The organism is Citrobacter sp. Cpo040 (assembly GCF_030332915.1).
Lineage (GTDB): Bacteria > Pseudomonadota > Gammaproteobacteria > Enterobacterales > Enterobacteriaceae > Citrobacter > Citrobacter portucalensis.
Map to the genome: position 1 here is coordinate 181171 of NZ_JAOWGX010000035.1, position 19280 is coordinate 200450.

General features: G+C 49.8%; 15 protein-coding genes and 1 pseudogene. 6 read left to right on the top strand and 10 right to left on the bottom strand.

The features are described from left to right. Positions 1 to 14 precede the first annotated feature (14 nt). From fraE to OGX86_RS13850, 6 genes are all read right to left on the bottom strand, one after another. Complete coding sequence (gene fraE / locus OGX86_RS13825; protein ID WP_048227282.1) at positions 15 to 1058, bottom strand: fructose-asparagine asparaginase; 1044 nt, start codon at positions 1056 to 1058, stop codon at positions 15 to 17. Between the two features lie 52 nt (positions 1059 to 1110). Then, positions 1111 to 2430: an anaerobic C4-dicarboxylate transporter family protein gene (locus OGX86_RS13830; protein WP_048227283.1), complete on the bottom strand. Its 1320-nt coding sequence runs from the start codon at positions 2428 to 2430 to the stop codon at positions 1111 to 1113. 62 nt (positions 2431 to 2492) lie between these two features. After that, positions 2493 to 3332 carry a fructoselysine 6-kinase gene (locus OGX86_RS13835; protein ID WP_286640218.1) on the bottom strand — a complete coding sequence of 280 codons (840 nt, stop codon included), beginning with the start codon at positions 3330 to 3332 and terminating at the stop codon, positions 2493 to 2495. 63 nt (positions 3333 to 3395) lie between these two features. Then, entirely contained in the window at positions 3396 to 4373 is a 978-nt protein-coding gene (gene fraB, locus OGX86_RS13840; protein ID WP_122984028.1) for a 6-phosphofructose-aspartate deglycase, read from the bottom strand. A gap of 176 nt (positions 4374 to 4549) precedes the next feature. Continuing rightward, a complete protein-coding gene (locus tag OGX86_RS13845) occupies positions 4550 to 5269 on the bottom strand; it encodes a GntR family transcriptional regulator (protein WP_087857176.1) in 720 nt (239 codons plus the stop codon). A 124-nt stretch (positions 5270 to 5393) separates the two neighbouring features. Continuing rightward, positions 5394 to 6791 (bottom strand): cytochrome-c peroxidase, encoded by a 1398-nt coding sequence (locus OGX86_RS13850; protein ID WP_286640219.1) that lies wholly within the window; start codon positions 6789 to 6791, stop codon positions 5394 to 5396. 427 nt (positions 6792 to 7218) lie between these two features. On the opposite strand from OGX86_RS13850, the gene OGX86_RS13855 reads away from it, so the two are divergent. After that, on the top strand, positions 7219 to 8868 hold the full coding sequence (locus OGX86_RS13855; RefSeq protein ID WP_003827453.1) for an alpha,alpha-trehalase: 1650 nt from the start codon (positions 7219 to 7221) through the stop codon (positions 8866 to 8868). Between the two features lie 27 nt (positions 8869 to 8895). On the opposite strand, the gene OGX86_RS13860 is transcribed toward OGX86_RS13855, so the two are convergent. Further along, a complete protein-coding gene (locus OGX86_RS13860; RefSeq protein WP_032945303.1) occupies positions 8896 to 10485 on the bottom strand; it encodes an STY4199 family HEPN domain-containing protein in 1590 nt (529 codons plus the stop codon). Between the two features lie 167 nt (positions 10486 to 10652). On the opposite strand from OGX86_RS13860, the gene OGX86_RS13865 reads away from it, so the two are divergent. Together OGX86_RS13865 and OGX86_RS13870 are read left to right on the top strand one after the other, a co-directional pair. Further along, positions 10653 to 11192, top strand: coding sequence for a GNAT family N-acetyltransferase (locus OGX86_RS13865; RefSeq protein ID WP_048215348.1), 540 nt, complete (start codon positions 10653 to 10655; stop codon positions 11190 to 11192). A gap of 86 nt (positions 11193 to 11278) precedes the next feature. Then, a pseudogene (locus tag OGX86_RS13870) lies at positions 11279 to 11628 on the top strand (glycoside hydrolase family protein). A 15-nt stretch (positions 11629 to 11643) separates the two neighbouring features. On the opposite strand, the gene OGX86_RS13875 reads toward OGX86_RS13870, so the two are convergent. Next, entirely contained in the window at positions 11644 to 12249 is a 606-nt protein-coding gene (locus tag OGX86_RS13875) for a helix-turn-helix transcriptional regulator (protein ID WP_003827446.1), read from the bottom strand. A gap of 371 nt (positions 12250 to 12620) precedes the next feature. Continuing rightward, positions 12621 to 13379 carry an SDR family NAD(P)-dependent oxidoreductase gene (locus OGX86_RS13880; RefSeq protein ID WP_048215346.1) on the bottom strand — a complete coding sequence of 253 codons (759 nt, stop codon included), beginning with the start codon at positions 13377 to 13379 and terminating at the stop codon, positions 12621 to 12623. Positions 13380 to 13498: 119 nt separating this feature from the next. Here OGX86_RS13880 and OGX86_RS13885 point away from each other — a divergent pair, with 119 nt between their 5' ends. The 3 genes from OGX86_RS13885 to OGX86_RS13895 all read left to right on the top strand — a co-directional run bounded on the left by OGX86_RS13885 (position 13499) and on the right by OGX86_RS13895 (position 17128). After that, positions 13499 to 14398 carry a LysR family transcriptional regulator gene (locus OGX86_RS13885; RefSeq protein ID WP_168978693.1) on the top strand — a complete coding sequence of 300 codons (900 nt, stop codon included), beginning with the start codon at positions 13499 to 13501 and terminating at the stop codon, positions 14396 to 14398. A 71-nt stretch (positions 14399 to 14469) separates the two neighbouring features. Beyond that, complete coding sequence (yhjD, locus tag OGX86_RS13890) at positions 14470 to 15471, top strand: inner membrane protein YhjD (protein WP_048215344.1); 1002 nt, start codon at positions 14470 to 14472, stop codon at positions 15469 to 15471. 334 nt (positions 15472 to 15805) lie between these two features. Then, entirely contained in the window at positions 15806 to 17128 is a 1323-nt protein-coding gene (locus tag OGX86_RS13895) for an MFS transporter (RefSeq protein WP_003023312.1), read from the top strand. 83 nt (positions 17129 to 17211) lie between these two features. On the opposite strand, the gene OGX86_RS13900 is transcribed toward OGX86_RS13895, so the two are convergent. Then, positions 17212 to 19272 (bottom strand): AsmA family protein, encoded by a 2061-nt coding sequence (locus OGX86_RS13900; protein WP_048215343.1) that lies wholly within the window; start codon positions 19270 to 19272, stop codon positions 17212 to 17214. Positions 19273 to 19280 lie beyond the last annotated feature (8 nt).

The window sequence follows — 19280 nt, forward strand, 5'->3', positions numbered from 1 at the left end:
TTAAATAACTGGCCTTAGTAGGTATTAAAATAATGCTGAATGAGCTCAGGGTTTTTCGTTTGCGTTAACGCGGTCATCAACAAAACCCGGGCTTTCGCAGGATTTAATGAATCAGACACTAATCCCGGCTGCCCCTTATCCGGTGGAACAATGCCGCTGCCCGTTCGGGATGCACGCACCACAATGATTCCCGCTTTCTCTGCTTTTTTAATTCCGGCTTCACTTCTGACAGAGACCGATCCGGCACCGGTTCCCGCATAGACTATTCCGTCTACATGATGCGCAATAGCAGCATCATACATATATTCAGGATCGTCCTGATAACCATAAATAATCGCTACCTGCGGCAGCTTTTTAAGGCTTCTTACATCAAAAACGGAACGCAGGGTGTGCGTCTTTTCAACGCGAGTGTCAAACTGTGGTTTGCCATTGACGATAACCCCTAAATATCCCTGCTCCGGGGCTTTGAAAGTATCCAGCGTGTTCGCGTTGGTCTTGGTCACAAATCTTGCAGAACCAATACGATCATTTAAAACCACCATAACCCCCCGACCCTTTGCATTCGGATCGGCGGCCACCGTGACCGCTTCCAGCAGATTCATTGCACCGTCGGCACTAATAGCTGTTGCGGGTCTCATCGCCGCAGTAAACACCACGGGTTTATCACTCTTAACCGTCAGATTGAGAAAGTAGGCCGTTTCATCGAGCGTGTCAGTTCCGTGGGTAATAACAATACCGTCAACATCATCACGCGCGAGCAGCGCGTTCACCTGCTGAGATAGCTTTAAAATAATGTCACTGGTCATGTTTTCACTGCCAATATTAGATATTTGCTGACCATCAACACTGGCAATATTATTAATCTCAGGCACCGCTTTAATTAATGTTTGAACACCTATCTCACCGGATTTATATCCCGATGTTTGGGTATTGCTTTCGGCAGTGCCAGCAATAGTTCCTCCCGTCGCCAAGATTATTATGTGAGGTTGGGTTGTCGCACTAAAAACGGTTGAACTGATAAATAACATCGCCACCGCGATGAATATTTTTATATTCATTTTAACCCTCTGAATTTAAATAATCAGTGATATAAGAAATGCTTTAAAAAGATCAAGCCAGAATTATTTTCCCGATAATAAGTCCAACAATGACAGCAACAATAACATTCACTAAACCTGGCCGCATAAAGCTATGGTTAAATACATATTTGCCTATGCGCGTGGTTCCCGTATCATCGAAAGCGAGCGCAGCCAGACATTGACCCGCAACTGGAATGAAGAAGTACCCATTCACCGCAGGCCATGCACCAATCAGCGCATAAGCAGGTAAGCCTAATGCCAGCCCCAACGGTAGAAGAATAAGCGTCGTTGCTGCCTGGCTACTGACCATCGCAGAGACAAAAAACATCATGATGGCAATTAACCAGGTATGTTGCTGTAATAGCGTCTGAACTTCTGCCTTAATCAGATCAATATGCCCGTTGACAAAGGTTTCGCTCATCCAGGCAAGGCCAAAAGCGCAGACAATAGCCAGTGCCCCCGCGCGAAACACAGTGCCGCTGATGATTTGATCCACCGGAGGTCGGCATATCAAAACTATCAGACAGGCAAAAGAGAGCATTGTTATTTGGATCGCTGCCGACATCGATAACGGTTGCAGCCCTTTTGCCGTTTCCACCATCGGTCGTAATTCAGGAATGATCCCTAACAGCACAATCACCACGGCACTCATCAAAAACAGTACAACAGAGAGTTTAGCGCGAAAGGTAACTTCTGTTTTATCGCGTTGTTTCTGTGCTGGCTTTATTAATCCCTCAGCAAGCCTGCGTTGATATTCAGGGTCGTCCTTTAGCTCTTTGCCTTTATTAAAGGTCGCTATGGCCCCCATCGCGACACCCACTAATGTTGCGGGGACGCAGATCATCATAATTGTAGAAATGGATATCCCTAATGGCGCCATTAAACCAATCATTGCCGCCATCGCCGCCGATATTGGACTGGCCGTGATAGCCTGCTGCGATGCAATAACAGAAATGGATAATGGCCGCTCAGGACGGATCCCTGAATCACGAGCGACTTCAGAAATAACCGGCAATAAACTATAAACAACATGCCCCGTTCCGGACATAAAGGTGAAGATATAGCAAATAAAAGGTGCCAGCAGCGTAATATAACGAGGATGACGGCGCAGGATTTTCTCTGCCAGTTTAACCAGTAAATCCAGACCACCAGCGGCTTGTAATGATGAGGCAGCTAAAACAACCGAAAGAATAATAAGAATAACGTCAATCGGTGGTGTTGATGGCGTCAGGCCAAAAACAAATACCATGACGCCAACACCGAGTCCGCCGACCATGCCTAAAAATACACCGCCAATCCTGGCTCCAATCATTAAGGCTAAAAGAATAAAACACAATTCCGTCCAAAACATACTTCCTCCTGGCTTATCTGGAGTGAATGTTGGGTTACATGAGTGGAACAGCGTTAACAGGTTTAATACGGTTTACCAAAACCGAATGCACCGTAATCAGACAAAACATTCGCTGCAGATTTACCACCAGCCTGCATGGCACACAGCACCCTTTCTCGATCGGGCTCAGCCATACCTGATTGGATAATGGAGAGCATAAATCCGGTTAAAAACGCATCACCCGCCCCCAGGGTGTCTACTGGCTCAATATATTGTGGCGTCCAGTCAAGAAAACCACCGGCAGAAAAATAATAAACACGCTCATGCCCACAGGTTGCAATAATATGTCGACAACCGTATTGATAAAGTTTAGTTATTTTTTCTTTGGTTTCATCTGGTGATATACCACTGCAGGAAATGAATCCATAATCTACCCAGGGACATACTCTTGCGAAATACTCATCGGTGCCACGTCCAGAAAAATCGAACGATAACATACTATTTTTCTGTTTTATTTTCTCTAACTCAGTTTCCAGATAACCATTAATGCTGGTGTGTACTAAGTCAAAACTGGCAATGTAGCGCAGATCATCCACCGTTAGCGTGAAGGGATGCTCACGTAAAACGCCATTTTTATTACTGGTGACAAACTCACGATCGCCATTATTGAGGCGAATACAGGCGTAACCATTCTCTCCCTCATAATGCCGACAATGGGTAATATCTATCTGTAACTTATGCAATACATCTTGTATATGTTTTGCCGCATCATCATTCCCAAACGCCCCTATGAAGGCGCTTGAAGCCCCTGCTTGCTTTGCGTAGACGGAAAAATTTAAGGCATTGCCACCTGGATACATCATTCCAGAATGAAGGTATTTATCGACGACATTGTCACCTATACCTATTACGCGAATACTCATAATAATACCCTGCTCTATAATATCTTAAAAAGCGTCCTTGCTTTTACCTTAATCCTTTAGTAATCAGTATGCTACTTTCCACATATAGCGACGTGTAGTGAGCGGATGCTGGCGAGCTTCAGCAAGCGCACGGTTGTAGACAGGGTAAACATTATTGAAGAGCGAATGGTTAAAGTAATCAATAACCGTAGTTTTGATAGTCGACAACCCTAACTCTTTCGCATCTATCACTTCAATTCGCTGACCATATTTTTTCAGAAAATCTAATGCACGCTCATCGACCGGGCGGGTACTACCTTCAGAAAGCTGCACGAAAAATGGTGTATTAGCATCCGTAATCTCGAACGGCCCGTGGAAGAATTCACCGCTGTGAATACAGGCTGAATGAATCCACTGCATTTCCATAAATATGCAGATACTTTGTAAATAGGACGCGCCATAGCCAGCCCCACTGGCAACAGTATAAATAACTTTATCGTCTTTATATTCCTGAGCGAATGCTTGTGCCCGTTCAGCCACATGCTCGCAAGCACGGTATACAATACGGTTAATTTTACTGACGCCATCAAGGAAGTCGTCATAGTGAACATAGCCTTCTGTCTGCTGAAGAAGCTCTACTGCAGTAAGCAAACACTGGATCGTCTTCTCTCCAGCGACATCTTTTCCCTCACCAAAGGTATAGGTCTCAACATAATCACAATGCGCAACCAAAGGTGAATCCATAACCCAGGTCAGCCCAATAACGGTCGCGCCATGCAGACGTGCAATTTCTGCCGCCTTCGTGGTTTCTGGGGTATTGCCTTTATGTGAAGCAACAACCACGATAGCATTTTCACCCAGTGCGACAGGCGGGTTACTGATAAATTCCCCACTGTTGTAAAGGCCCACGCTCAGCGTTTTTGACTCTTTTTCTAAGAATGCTTTTGCAGGGTAAAACGCCGCATAAGACCCACCACAGGCAACATAGTAAACATGTTTAGTCCCCCCTTTTTCCGCCTGGCTGGCCACAATATCGTTCACAATTTCTTTAATGCTCATTATGGTTCCCTCTGGTTTAATCAATGATACAGGCGGATAGCGCCCACAAAATGACTCTCAATGTATTGGTATTTTTATAATACATTTAAAGACATTTGATCAACGAAAGAACCATAAAAAATCGGGATCCGCGACACGGATCCCGATTTTGGCCAGCATCTAAGGGTGTAAGAGGAGGGTTACACGGTGAAGCGAATCTTGTCGCCAACGATCAACTGACGGGACACACAAGATAATTCTCCTTTGTTATCAATCATTTCACTCTTAATTAGAATCAGAGGGTAATTTTCACTCACCCCAAGATAGTGAGCAACCTCAAAGCTTGCATACACGAGCTCAATCATTTTGCGCGAATGAGTAAACCACAGCCCATATTTTTCACGTAAGCAAGCGTATAACGAGTGATTATTGAGGTCTTCTTGTAGCAGAAAGGCAAAACGAGGAGGTAACTGGATGGTTTCCAGCGAAACGGGAATATCGTCAGCATAACGAATACGTTCAATGACTACTGCTTTCTCTTTTTCAGCCATTCCCAGCGAGGCGCTGGTCTCGTTATCTACCGATTCAAAAACCGATTTGATAGTCCGGGAACCGGGCCGCCGCCCCTGAGACTGACACAACTCGCTAAAGCTCATAATCCCGGTCATACTGCGCTGAAACTTTTCATTACTGACAAACGTCCCCTTGCCAGAAACACGCGTCAACAGATTTTCACGCGTTAGGGCATCCAGAGCTTTACGCACCGTTACACGACTAACTTGCCACTGACTACTGAGTTCATTCTCTGTGGGGATCTGCTGACCGGGCTTGTATTCACCGCGCAAAATCGCCTCTTTCAGAGATGCCTCAAGCTGTTTATAGAGAGGTTTTGCGCTATTGCTGTCAGGTTGCTCCATCATTTGTATCCATTTATATTATTAAAATACCATAACATGTATTATAACTATTTACCTGACATTTGCTGGCATAAAAAAAGAAAATCGGCCACAAAATCAATCTTGTGACCGATTTATCATATTGAAATTACTGATGGGTCTGTATATACGGCGTATAAATCCCGTTCAGACTCTCAAGGAACGCCACGATATCGTCGATATCTTCCTGCGGCAGTTCTTTACCCACCTGATAACGCAGCATCAGTTTTACCGCACCGTCGAGCGTAGGCACATCACCGCGATGGAAATAAGGTGCGGTCAGCGCAACGTTACGTAAGCCAGGGACTTTTTGACGCAGCTTGTCACGTAATTCATTAGTGACGTTCATGCGGCCAATATCTGCGGCAGTGACCTCGCCGAAATTAAAGTCCTTTTTCAAACCCAAAGGTTCGAATGAGCGCCCGCCTAAAATAATACCGCCATGACAGGTCGCACACTTATTATCTTTAAACAACTGATAGCCATGTTTTTGCTGAGCAGTTAACGCCGTTTCATCGCCGCGTAGCCATTTATCAAACGGCGAATTTGGCGTAATTAGCGTTTTCTCAAACTCAGCAATCGCATCGGTAATATTATCCCCGCTGAATCCCTGCGGATAAACCGCGATAAACTCCTGCTTGAGTTGTGGATCCTTATCCAGTTTTTGGATAATTTCATCCCAGGATTTAGACGCCATTTCGATAGGGTTCAACGGCGGGCCGCCTGCCTGCGCCTGCAATGTTGGCGCACGACCATCCCAGAATTGTTCAACGTTGAAGACCGAGTTAAACACCGTCGGCGCATTAATCGGGCCAACGGCGCCGCCTACGCCGATCGACGTTTTCCGGCCATCCACGCCGCCTGCATTCAGGGCGTGGCAATGCGCGCAAGAAATCGTGCTGTCGCCTGAAATACGCGGGTCGTGGTAAAGCGTAAAGCCAAGCGCTACTTTGCGGGCATCGGTCGGGATACTTTCTGGTATCGGTTGTACCGGTTCATTACGATGCTGCGCGGCGGTATCGTTACTGGCGTAATACTGCTCACGCTGTTTCGCAATCCAGCCCAGGATCTCGGCTCGCTCCGTATTGCTGACCTTCCCGGCCCAGTGCAGCGCGGTATATCGCGTTGGCGGCATGGTGTCGTACTGCATCACCCATTCAATTTTATTCAGGTCGCTTTGCGAAACGGGTTTATCTGCGACCAGCGCCGCACGAACGGCTTCAAGATTGAATGATTTGTATCCCAGTTGAATGTCGTAATTCATCAACTGTTTAGCGACAGGAAAAGAAGAATAGAACGGTAATTCAGCTGAAGGCGTGTGACAATAATCGCATCCTTTTTCGCGTAAAAAACCTAATACCTTATTATTTTCTTCCAGCGTAGAGGCCTGAACATCAGCCTGTTTGCTACGTTGATTATCGTGATACCACACATAACCGGATAATCCAAAATAACAAATCACGACGCCAGCTATGGCAATCGCGGTAAGACGGGTAATGATTTTCATTATTTTACCCTCACCGTTGTGAGTTATTGTGACCCAGAAAAATTAGAATAATTAATGCACAGTCTTTGTCAGACCTGACCATCATAGGAAATAAAGGGATTACTATTTTGATAAGTATCAAGCAATTACATGGAGGAGAACTATCAATAGAATAGCCTGCGCCTATTATAGAGATAAGACGTTACCTTTCTCTGTTCACACCTCGTTGCAATCGAATGCTCTGAAAATGGAATATATTCAGATTATGCAGAACTTTGAATTATCCATTATTTTCATTGGGATAGTCTGATTCTTTAAATTTTGCTCAGCATTAAAACGTGATCAACCGCACGCTTTACTCACCCGACACCGAAGCGAGTGTCTACGCTTAACTGACGACCGGGCAATAGCCTTAATCTTTCAACGTCCATCGGAGGTCTTTCTCATTATGCTCAACCAGAAACTACCCCACGCCCCTTCTGAAGAAATGACGATCGACATCGATCTGCTTTATGAAATGGATCCGTGCGAGTTAAAGCTGGATGAAATGATTGAGGCGGAGCCTGAGCCGGAGATGATTGAAGGGCTTCCCGCTTCAGATGCGTTAACTCCTGCCGATCGTTATCTCGAACTGTTCGAACACGTCCAGTCATCCAAACTGTTTGCGGATAGTAAAACCTTCCCTGATTGTGCGCCCAAAATGGACCCGCTGGACATTTTAATCCGTTATCGCAAGGTTAAACGCCATCGGGACTTCGATCTGCGACGCTTCGTCGAGAACCATTTCTGGCTCCCGGAAACGCCCTCCAGCGAATACGTTTCTGACCCGGAAAGTTCGCTGAAAGAACATATTGATCAACTGTGGCCGGTGCTGACGCGCGAGCCGCAGGATCACATTCCCTGGTCCTCTCTGCTGGCGTTACCGCAGTCATACATTGTGCCAGGCGGGCGTTTTAGCGAAACCTACTACTGGGATTCCTACTTTACCATGCTGGGTCTGGCAGAGAGCGGCCGCGAAGATCTGCTGAAATGTATGGCAGATAACTTTGCCTGGATGATTGAAAACTATGGTCACATCCCGAACGGCAACCGTACTTACTATCTGAGCCGCTCACAGCCGCCCGTTTTTGCCCTGATGGTGGAGCTGTTTGAAGAAGATGGCGTACGCGGCGCGCGTCGTTACCTTGATCATCTAAAAATGGAGTACGCGTTCTGGATGGATGGCGCCGATTCCCTGGTACTCAACCAGGCCTACCGCCACGTGATCAGAATGTCGGACGGCTCTCTACTTAACCGCTATTGGGACGATCGTGATACGCCGCGCGATGAGTCATGGCTTGAAGACGTCGAGACCGCCAAGCATTCGGGTCGCCCGCCCAATGAAGTGTATCGGGATTTACGCGCGGGCGCGGCTTCTGGCTGGGATTATTCATCGCGCTGGCTGCGCGACGCAGGCCGCCTTGCCAGCATACGCACCACGCAGTTCATCCCAATTGACCTGAACGCATTCCTCTACAAGCTGGAAAGCACTATCGCCAATATTTCCGCGCTGAAAGGTGACAAAGAAACGGAAGCACTGTTTCGCCAGAAAGCCAGCGATCGTCGTGATGCGGTAAACCGCTATCTCTGGGACGATGAAAACGGCTGCTATCGCGATTACGACTGGCGGCGCGAACAAATGGCCCTGTTTTCTGCCGCCAGTATTGTGCCGCTGTATGTCGGTATGGCAACGCATGAACAAGCCGATCGGCTTGCTAACGCAGTTCGCAGTCGCCTGCTCACGCCCGGTGGCATTTTAGCCACGGAGCATGAAACCGGGGAACAATGGGATAAACCCAACGGCTGGGCGCCGCTGCAGTGGATGGCGATCCAGGGCTTCAAACTGTACGGTGACGACCATCTCGGGGATGAAATTGCCCGTAACTGGTTGAAAACGGTGAATCTCTTTTATCAGGAACACCACAAACTTATCGAAAAATACCACATAGCCGACGCAGCGCCGCGCGAAGGCGGCGGTGGGGAATATCCGTTGCAGGACGGCTTTGGCTGGACCAATGGCGTGGTGCGCCGACTCATCGGTTTGTATGGCGAACCCTAGCAGCTGACGGTCTGAGTCATCAGGCTTTTAGTTAATCGCATCGTACAGCTCGGCGTGAATTTTCTGCCATTTCTTGTTCTCAGGGCTTGGCTGGGCGCGAACACGCAGCTCGGCCTGCTCAAGATCATATTGCTGACGCGCAACGACCGCAGGCACGGAACAAAAACTTTGCAGATAACTTTTATGCAGCGAAGTGAGCGATGCCCCATTCGACATCGCATGGCTGAGCGTAGTCATAAACTGTCGGCATGGTTTGCTTTCATCCATCTGCGAAGGGTAACGCAGCAGCAGTCTCAACACCTCTGTATTGCCCGCCGAAAACGCCTGCTCCGTCCACGCCAGCTTCCAGTCCATCCCGCCCTGCAGGAACAGTGACGTCACGCGGGTGTCATTGCGATCGATAGCCGCACGCATGTTAAAGGCATCCCAGGTGATGCCCATTCTGGTCACCGCCTCCCGTGCGCTGGGGGCATCGCGTCGCGGTTCCTCCTGCACAATTTCAACGGATTGTCCGGAAGACGCCTGTGGCGCTGGCGAAGTGAATAACCAGAACGCACCCAGCGAAATCGCCAGCACCATCACGCCGACCGCTACCCACAACATACCGGAAATCAGCTGTTCACGTTCTTCCGCAGTGCGCTTGGCCCGCTTTTCCGGCGGATCAATACTGTCTGCGATTTCATGCTTATCGCCTCCCGCTTGCTCGTCTTTTTGCTTTGCTGTTTCCCAAAACTGGCGGACCATGGCCTCATCAGATTCCAAATACGACGCAGGATTAATGCGCGTACGCCGTTCTTCAAATGCCCGTTGCACAGGATGAGTTATCTGTCGGTACTGGTAGTCCAGCAACATCAGTTGTACCGACGTCAGCGGCTGCTGCGCGATAACGCAGTTACGAGCCAGGCGGCAATCATCCAAAAACATGCGTAGCGTGATGCGCGGCTCAACAAATGACATGAGCACTGAGGTATCGTTAAAAATCTGCGTAAAGTGGCGAACGAATAATTTCTTATCGACGACCATCAGCGCCAACTCGCTAAACATCATACCGTCCAGCGCATCTCGTCCTTCGCCCAACTTTAGCCAGCGACGCAGACGTTCACCACCAAAGTGCTGTTTCAGAAAGCTGTTGAGAGGATGTTGATCCGGCCATACCCGTGCAATCAGAGATTTGAGGGTTAATTCTATTGCGCGAAGTTGACGCTGCGCCCGCATCTGAGCATCCGGCTCCACAGGTGCAATTTCGGTTTGATACTTCAGGATGGGCTGTTGCTGGCGTAATTGTTCCAGAGAAGCCACAAAGCGCAGCGCTGAAATCAGCTGGTTTTCACTGACGTCCTGGCCATTTTCATATTGGGGTACACTCTGTTGAAGATGACGTAGCCGCAGAGTGAACTGGCTCAATTGCGCATCATTCATCTGCAACCGTCTGGCGACAGCCCCCCAGCCGCCCAGATTCAGTCGTGCCTGATCCAGTTGCTCGAGAAACCACCGTGGGTCTTTGCCTTCTGCGGCATGTACGCCTAGCAGCAGTAATATTTCTACCGACGCCTGGCGGATAATCCCCAGACAATGTTCAAAGGGTGTACATGTCGCTTGTAACGCGCTATTGGTCATCATCTTCCCTAAAAGGACCCAAAACGTGCGGCCTCACAATGGTATGTAATTATCTTTTTTAAACGCAACGTTGTGCCGATGTAGACTAGAACACATTCATATAGCAAATAAATAAGTTTTACAGTGACTTCCGCACAATCATTGAAAATTATTCTGGAGATAAGCCTGTGCCTGTACTGCAAACATCACGTCTGCTCTGCCGCCCACTGACAGAAAATGACTGGACGTTCTTCTTAACGCTACAGCAGAACCCAGATGTGATGCGCTTTGTCGCTGACGCACGTACTGAAGAGGAAATACGGACAGCCTTCGACTCCCGCCTGCCTGAATGGTTTCCCGGCAGCCCGCACTGGCTATGTCTGCTCCTGTGCGATAAGACATCGGGAGCACCGCTTGGCGTGACAGGATACATTCAGGAGAGCAATGAGTGTGCCGAGGTTGGCTTTCTGCTCGCCCCAGAGGCGCAGGGTAAAGGGTATGGCGCTGAATCTCTGCATGCCGTGTGTGAATACGCATTTGCCAGCGGCGGTCTGCGGCGACTGACCGCCTGTGTCACCGCAGGAAACGAAGCCTCACGGCGTCTGTTGGAAAAGGTCGGGTTCATTCATGAAGGCACGCTACGCGCAAGCTACTGGCTACATCATACCTGGCACGATGACTGGATTTTTGGTCTGTTAAAACAGGAATATCAGCCGCCCACGGCATAGGTCGTTTTGCGGTAAATACTGGCTGTCAGGCAACTAGCGTAACGGCGTGTTTTTTTTAGAATAGGTCTCTTTGCACAGAGACTATTATGCCGCTGCGTTCGACGCATTTCACGCCCGCTTGTATTGCATTTATTAAGCAATGGCAGGGCCTGTCGCTGGAAAAGTATCAGGACAAAAAAGGCATCTGGGTCATTGGCTACGGACACGAAATCACCGCCAATGAATCCTTTGATACCCCAATTACGGTGATGCAGGCAGAAACATTGCTGCTCGCAGATATGAGGATCTGCGAGGCATTCATCCATAAGGAAATGACGCAAATAAAAGACAGGTTTCAGCTGGAAGCATTAATTACGTGGATATTCAGTGTGGGAATTACCCAATTTTGCGCTAAAATATCTGGCCGGTGTTTATTTCACAGCCAGAAATATTCTGACTGTGAAATATGTTCCTAGTAAATGGTGTTGTTTAACATCATTGCCGCCTGCGTACGGTTTTTTACCTCCAGGCGCTGGTACAACGATTCAAGATGGGCTTTTACCGTTCCGGTACTGATATTTAACAGTCGACCAATTTGTTTATTAGATTCTCCGGCGGCCAGCATGGTCAAAATCTCCCGCTGACGCGCGCTGAGCAATCTGATATTTTGCCCACCGCTTTCGGTAGCGGTTATGCAGTCTCTGGGGATAAACATCATACCCATCGCGACGCTATTGAGGGCCAGCGTAAAGGTTTCCGCGTCAGAATCGCGCGGAACAATGGCCAGCACGTTCAGTTTAGTGACCTCTTGCAGCCATTTTTTACGGCAGTCCGTTGCGGTCACCAGCACCTTCACCATCGCAAAGCGCTCTGCTATCTGTTGCAGCAAGCTACAGCAGAACTCAGCATCAAGGTCGCCATCCAATATAACTAATGCCTCGGGTTTATCTTCCAGCGTCAGCCAAAGTTCATCTGCCTGACTGACACCCTGAACATCCACTCCTGGAATACGTTGCTGCAAACTTACATTCATTCCATGAATAAATATTGACTGCCTGTCAAACATTACTACCTGCATTATTTATCTCCATCCGAATAGGATATTAGCCTTAACATGCGGAAGGGTATTACCCATAGGGTAAAATAAGAAGTCACCATTTGGCGGGGGGCCATTTTACCGATAGATGGGGAAGAAAGAAGCAGAAGTTATGAATAGTTACAGCTCAACCCGAAGGATCATACAAAGGAACAAAAACAGGTTCGAAAATTAGGGAAAGTCTTAATATTCGATGCTCATGATAAGACAATGAATATTAATTAATATGATTTTATATTTTTAGCTAAAAATAAGATATCTACGACAATGGATAAATCTGTTACAAAATACAATCTAGCATTAAGTGCTTATTCAACGCATGCCATGACATGTTGAATAAGCACCTTATGGGTTTACAGGAACATTCCGCCGGATACCTCGATACGCTGTGCCGTCATCCAGGCCAGTTCATCGCTAAGCAGCGCAGCAATTGCATCGCCGATATCATCCGGCAAACCAACGCGTCCCAGCGCCGTTTGCGATGCAATGTACGCATTCAATTGCGCATTATCCCGCACATTTCCGCCGCTAAAATCCGTTTCTATTGCGCCTGGCGCAATAATATTCGCCGTTATGCCGCGCTCTCCCAGCTCTTTTGCCTGATAACGGGTTAACACTTCCATCGCACCTTTCATGGCTGCGTATGCGCTGTAACCCGGTAGCGCAAAGCGGGCAAGCCCGGTCGAGACATTGAGGATGCGACCACCTTTATTCATCAGCGGTAGCAAGCTCTGCGTCAGGAAAAAGGGGCCCTTAAAATGGATGTTCAAAAGTTGGTCAAATTGCGCTTCAGTAAATGCCGGATACGGTGCGTTAATGCCGATCCCGGCATTGTTCAATAAATAATCAAATGCGTTACTTTGCCACTGCGTTTGTAACGTTCCCTGCACCTGTTGAACAAACTGAGGGAATGTAGAAATATCACCGACATTCAACGGTAATGCCGCCGCTTTACCGCCAGATTGGCGTATTTCATCCACAACCTGCTGCGCTTCTTTTTCATTGCTGTTCCACGTCAGGATAATACCGATTCCTTTACTCGCCAGCTTCAGCGCCGCGTTCTTACCGAGTCCACGGCCGCCGCCAGTCACCAATGCGATACGTTGCGTCATAAGAAACCTCATTTCAGGTGTTGTGAAGATTGAGACAAAGCTTATTAGGTGATAGAAGAACAATAAATACTGCTAACTGCGCATTACTGTTTCATTTAGAACAACAATAGGGCATGAGAATGGATAAAATTCACGCAATGCAGTTGTTCATCCGCGTCGCAGAACTGGAGAGCTTTTCGCGCGCGGCAGACACCCTCGGACTTCCTAAAGGTAGCGTATCGCGCCAGATCCAGGCTCTGGAAAATCATCTGGGCACGCAATTGTTGCACCGCACAACACGCCGCGTTCAGCTCACGCAAGACGGCATGATCTATTACGAACGCGCGAAAGATCTGTTGAGTAATCTGGATGAGCTGGATGGGCTGTTCCATCACGATCCGTCCAGCATCAGCGGCAAGCTGCGCGTTGATATGCCGGTCGGTGTAGCAAGAAACCTGGTGATGCCCCGCTTACCGAGCTTTTTGCATCAGTATCCGGGCCTGGAACTCGAACTCAGCAGCAGCGACCGCCTGGTGGATTTGATCCGCGAAGGTTTCGACTGTGTGGTACGCGTAGGTACGCTGAAAGATTCAGGGCTGATTGCGCGCCCGCTGGGGAAACTCACGCAGATTAACTGCGCCAGCCCGCAATACCTCACCCGCTTTGGTTACCCGGAAAGCCTGGAGGATCTTGCCTCGCATGCAGTGGTGCATTACTCGGTCAATTTGGGAACGCGTGCGCAAGGTTTCGAAGTGGCGACAGAAAACGGCACGCAATGGGTTAAAACCGGCGGCATGCTAACGGTAAACAGTACCGAAACCTATCACGCGGCATGCCTTGCCGGTCTGGGCATTATTCAGGTGCCGCGCGTTGGCGTGCGTGATGCCCTGCGCGCCGGTACGCTGGTCGAAGTGTTGCCGCAATATCGCGCCGAGCCAATGCCAGTCTCTTTGCTTTATCCGCATCGGCGCAACCTCTCCCGCCGGATACATCTGTTTATGGAATGGCTGACTGGCGTGATGAAAGACTATGTGGATTAGTCCATTTTTCAGGATGCGCCCCTGAGCAGGCTATAATGTCATGAGTGAACAAAATAAGGACAACCGATCGGATGACGCAGGAACAAGACGCAAAACACCCTACGCCAGAACATAAATCAGCCTCCGCCGCGCCGGAGAAAAACGCTAAAGCGAACCAGGCGCTGAAAACCGCGCTGACCTTCGCTGATAAAATTCAACGCCAGCCCATCATCGCCCATCTTATTCGTGCCGCAGAGCGGTTTAACGATCGTATGGGAAATCAGTTTGGCGCCGCCATTACCTACTTCTCGTTTCTGTCGATGATCCCAATCCTGATGGTGTCGTTTGCCGCCGCGGGTTTTATTCTCGCTTCGCACCCTACGCTGTTGCAGGATATCTTCAGCAAGATTCTGCTGAACGTCAGCGATCCGACGCTCGCCTCTACGCTGAAAAACACCATCAATACCGCCGTTCAGCAGCGTACGACCGTAGGTTTGGTTGGGCTGGGTATCGCGCTCTATTCCGGCATTAACTGGATGGGGAACCTGCGCGAAGCGATTCGTGCCCAGTCGCGGGATGTTTGGGAACGTACGCCGCAGGATCAGGAAAAAATTTGGGTCAAATATCTGCGTGATTTTGTTTCCTTGATTGGCTTACTGGTTGCGCTGATTGTTACTCTGTCCATTACCTCTATCGCCGGTTCCGCCCAGCAGATGATTATCTCTGCGCTGTATCTCGACGGTATCGAATGGCTGAAGCCCGCCTGGCGACTGATCGGCCTGACCATCTCTATTTTCGCCAACTACCTGCTGTTCTTCTGGATTTTTTGGCGGCTACCGCGTCACCGACCGCGTAAGAAAGCGCTCATACGCGGTACCTTTATCGCGGCGCTGGGGTTTGAAGTCATCAAAATGATCATGACGTATACGCTGCCATCACTGGTGCAGTCGCCGTCAGGCGCGGCATTTGGTTCCGTGCTTGGACTGATGGCATTCTTCTACTTCTTCGCTCGTCTGACCCTGTTTTGCGCAGCCTGGATTGCCACGGCGGAATACAAAGACGACCCGCGTATGCCGGGGAAAACACACCGCTAATCTTTGTTAACTGGCCGGATGGGGCTGCGCTGATCTGGCCTACGGGAGAGTATTGTTGGCCGGATAAGCGCAGCCCCATCCGGCAATTATAATGCCGCCTGCTCTCACTGATTTAGTGAATAAATCCAACCCGTAACTTTTATTTAACCAAAAACCAGTTTTATCATCCAAGTTTTAAATTATGTGAAGCATTTCATGGAAGTGAAATCTCAAGCCTAAAAATTATCCCCTTTTTGCTCCATTTTTGACCGGTCTCAAAGTTTGTTACAGATTGAAATGTCTCTTTTGCTGTGCGTAATATGACCTTTCGTTCGGCCAAAAATAAGAAAATATTATGCAAGCAACAGCCACAACACTCGACAACGAACAGGAACACACCCCGGTCAACTCGCGCAATAAAGTTGTCGTCGCCTCGCTCATTGGCACCGCCATTGAGTTCTTCGACTTCTATATTTACGCCACCGCCGCGGTGATCGTGTTCCCGCATATCTTCTTCCCGCAGGGGGATCCGACCGCGGCTACGCTACAGTCCCTCGCCACTTTTGCTATCGCCTTTGTGGCCCGACCAATCGGTTCCGCGGTGTTCGGACATTTCGGCGATCGCGTCGGCCGTAAAGTCACGCTGGTTGCTTCACTGCTTACCATGGGGATCTCGACAGTCGTCATTGGCCTGCTGCCGGGCTATGAAACTATCGGCATTTTCGCCCCACTGCTGCTGGCGCTGGCGCGTTTTGGTCAGGGTTTAGGTCTGGGCGGTGAATGGGGCGGCGCAGCGTTGCTGGCGACGGAAAATGCGCCACCGCGCAAACGCGCGCTGTACGGATCATTTCCGCAGCTGGGCGCGCCTATCGGTTTCTTCTTCGCCAACGGTACCTTTCTGCTGCTCTCCTGGCTGCTGACCGACGAACAATTCATGAGCTGGGGCTGGCGCGTACCGTTCATCTTCTCCGCGGTGCTGGTGATTATCGGTCTGTACGTCCGCGTTTCGTTGCATGAATCCCCGGTCTTCGCCAAAGTAGCCGCGGCGAAAAAACAGGTGAAAATCCCGCTGGGTACTCTACTGACAAAACATGTTCGCGTGACGATCCTCGGCACGTTCATCATGCTGGCGACCTATACGTTGTTCTATATCATGACCGTCTATTCGATGACGTTCAGTACCGCCGCAGCGCCCGTAGGGCTTGGCCTGCCGCGTAATGAAGTGTTGTGGATGCTGATGATGGCGGTTATTGGTTTTGGCGTCATGGTACCGGTGGCGGGCCTGCTGGCCGATGCGTTTGGTCGCCGCAAGAGCATGCTTATCATCACCACGCTGATCATTCTGTTTGCGCTGTTTGCCTTTAAACCGCTGCTCGGCTCTGGCAATCCGGTGCTGGTGTTCGCCTTCCTGTTGCTGGGCTTAAGCCTGATGGGTCTGACATTTGGCCCAATGGGCGCACTGCTTCCGGAGCTGTTCCCGACCGAAGTGCGCTACACGGGGGCGTCGTTCTCGTACAACGTTTCGTCGATTCTCGGCGCATCGGTTGCCCCATACATCGCTGCATGGTTGCAGGCGAATTATGGTCTGGCGGCTGTTGGTACGTATCTGGCATCGATGGCGGCATTGACGCTGATTGCACTGCTGTTGACCCACGAAACCCGCCATCAGTCGTTGTAATTCTTTTGCCGGATGCGGCATAACCACCTTATCCGGCCTGGGTTGAGCATGAAATCCAGGCCGGATAAACATCCGGCCAGACATCACTTCTTCATCTGTGACAGGATCGTCCGGCACTGATTCGCGTCACCCTCTGACGGCGAAATCAGCGCCAACAAGGCCGCCGCAGGAGTGACTAACGTGGCTAATGCGGCAGCAACCGCACCGCGCGCAATCAGCGGTCCGGCCTTCACGCCAGCCTGCGGATTCTTAAAGGTGCCGCGAACATACAGCGGTGAACGCAGAGTAATAATACGAATCCCTTTGCTCTCCGGATCGATGGTTAAATCCAGTTGCTCCGACGCAAAGCTCGCCGTACCAGTGACATTAATGACTGCGTTTTCCGTGTCGAAAGCAAAAATCTGCGGACGCGCCACGCCGTTAACAATATCCAGATTCGCCGCCGCGCAGTTCACCCGCACTTCGTCATCACCAAATATCTGCCCGACAAGATAGTTCCCCAGATTCAAGCCCACAATTTCCATCAGATTCCGGCTGATCAAGCCGTCATTCATCAGCAGTTTCAGGTTGCCATTGCTGTTACCCAGCAGCGCCGCTACCGAGTTTCCACTTCCGCTAAACCGAGCGTCCCCGTTCATTTCACCGAGCGTTTTCTGCATCAGTTCCACATCGGGCATCAGCGCTTTTAGCTTCAGCCGCCGCGCCTGAATATCCGCCTGTCCCCGCATCGGCTTTTTATCCCCTTCCAGATGGATGCTGGAGACAATGCTGCCTCCCGCAAGACCAAATTTCAGCGGTTGCAGGCGCAGGTCGGCATTTTTCAGGATGATATGAGTGGAGAGATCGCTGATCGGCAGACTACTGCCATGCTCAATACGCCGTCCTTTGAAACGCACGTCAGCGTCCATCACGTTCCATTTATCGGTTTCAAAACGGTCATACGGCAAGACCTTGTCCGCAGGCTGAACGCTCTTCTCACCTTTGCGTTGTTCAGATTGTTTTGCCCGTTCCGCCCCTTTGCCTGAATCCACCCCGATCAGCGGCCCCAAATCGGCCAACCTCAACTGGCGTGATTCCACATCACCCTTCAGCATGGGGCGCGGCTTACCGGTGGTGTAGGCCAGCGTTCCGTGAATATCGCTGTCGCCAATACGACCATTGAAATCGCGATAATCAAAAACAGAGGATTTTTCCGGGTCAATTTTCGCCACCAGACGTCCGTCGGTTTCAAACGGCGGCGTATCCGGGAGCAGTACGCCGGTCAAATCGTACAAATCCCCTAGCGAATCTCCCGAGAATTTAAGCCGCAGATCCGCCCCGCCCATATTCATCGGATCGTTTATCGTGCCGATAAACGCTACGCGCGTATTGCCCGAACGGAAATCAGCCTGAATCGGGAAAGGCGTATCTTCGCCACGCAGCGCCAGCATTCCGCCTATTTTTCCGCTACCGCTTAGCGGTTCGCCGTTATATCGCCCTTGCGCTTTCAGCCCAAACACGTAGTCCTCGACGCGGGCGTTGCTCTCTTTACCTTTTGCGCCGGTCACTTCGCTAAAGGGTAACGGTTTACCCAGCGGATCGACCAGGATCTCAATCTCCGACTTCGTCACCTTATCGTTAATGGCGATACGTCCCTGGTCGAACAGAATGTTATCCAGCCGGAAAGACCATGCGGATGGCGGCGCATCAGGATCGCGGTTTTCGTCCCCAGCTAAGTTAAAGGTCCAGTTATTGTTTTTCTCCGACAGGCGGATCAGCCGCGCATCGGGTTTGACCAGCTTGACCCACGGGAGCCAGACGGTTTTTGTCAGCAGTGCCAGCGGGGCGAGCGTAGCTTCAACGCGCGGGAGATGCACCATGGTGACGTCGGGAATGTCCGGCGGGTTGCCGAGGATGATATCTTCAGCATGAACATGCGGCCACGGAACCCAGCTACGCCAGCCAGTTTCCTGCTTCTGGCGTTCCCAAACCACGCCCAGGTCACCCCGTATAGCAAAGGGCCGGTTGAGTTCTGTAGAGACTTTCTGGTTGATGGTCGGTTTGAGCCGGTTCCAGTCAAATGTCGCAATCACAATGATGAGTACGACGATCAACAACAAGAAAACCCCTATTACTGATGTGGTTATTTTACCTGTTTTCGTCATGTCTAACC

Coding starts and splice junctions, on each gene's coding strand:
- fraE (WP_048227282.1), bottom strand. CDS start 1,058: ATGAATATAAAAATATTCATCGCGGTGGCGATGTTATTTATCAGTTCA.
- OGX86_RS13830 (WP_048227283.1), bottom strand. CDS start 2,430: ATGTTTTGGACGGAATTGTGTTTTATTCTTTTAGCCTTAATGATTGGA.
- OGX86_RS13835 (WP_286640218.1), bottom strand. CDS start 3,332: ATGAGTATTCGCGTAATAGGTATAGGTGACAATGTCGTCGATAAATAC.
- OGX86_RS13845 (WP_087857176.1), bottom strand. CDS start 5,269: ATGATGGAGCAACCTGACAGCAATAGCGCAAAACCTCTCTATAAACAG.
- OGX86_RS13850 (WP_286640219.1), bottom strand. CDS start 6,791: ATGAAAATCATTACCCGTCTTACCGCGATTGCCATAGCTGGCGTCGTG.
- OGX86_RS13855 (WP_003827453.1), top strand. CDS start 7,219: ATGCTCAACCAGAAACTACCCCACGCCCCTTCTGAAGAAATGACGATC.
- OGX86_RS13860 (WP_032945303.1), bottom strand. CDS start 10,485: ATGACCAATAGCGCGTTACAAGCGACATGTACACCCTTTGAACATTGT.
- OGX86_RS13875 (WP_003827446.1), bottom strand. CDS start 12,249: ATGCAGGTAGTAATGTTTGACAGGCAGTCAATATTTATTCATGGAATG.
- OGX86_RS13880 (WP_048215346.1), bottom strand. CDS start 13,379: ATGACGCAACGTATCGCATTGGTGACTGGCGGCGGCCGTGGACTCGGT.
- OGX86_RS13885 (WP_168978693.1), top strand. CDS start 13,499: ATGGATAAAATTCACGCAATGCAGTTGTTCATCCGCGTCGCAGAACTG.
- yhjD (WP_048215344.1), top strand. CDS start 14,470: ATGACGCAGGAACAAGACGCAAAACACCCTACGCCAGAACATAAATCA.
- OGX86_RS13895 (WP_003023312.1), top strand. CDS start 15,806: ATGCAAGCAACAGCCACAACACTCGACAACGAACAGGAACACACCCCG.
- OGX86_RS13900 (WP_048215343.1), bottom strand. CDS start 19,272: ATGACGAAAACAGGTAAAATAACCACATCAGTAATAGGGGTTTTCTTG.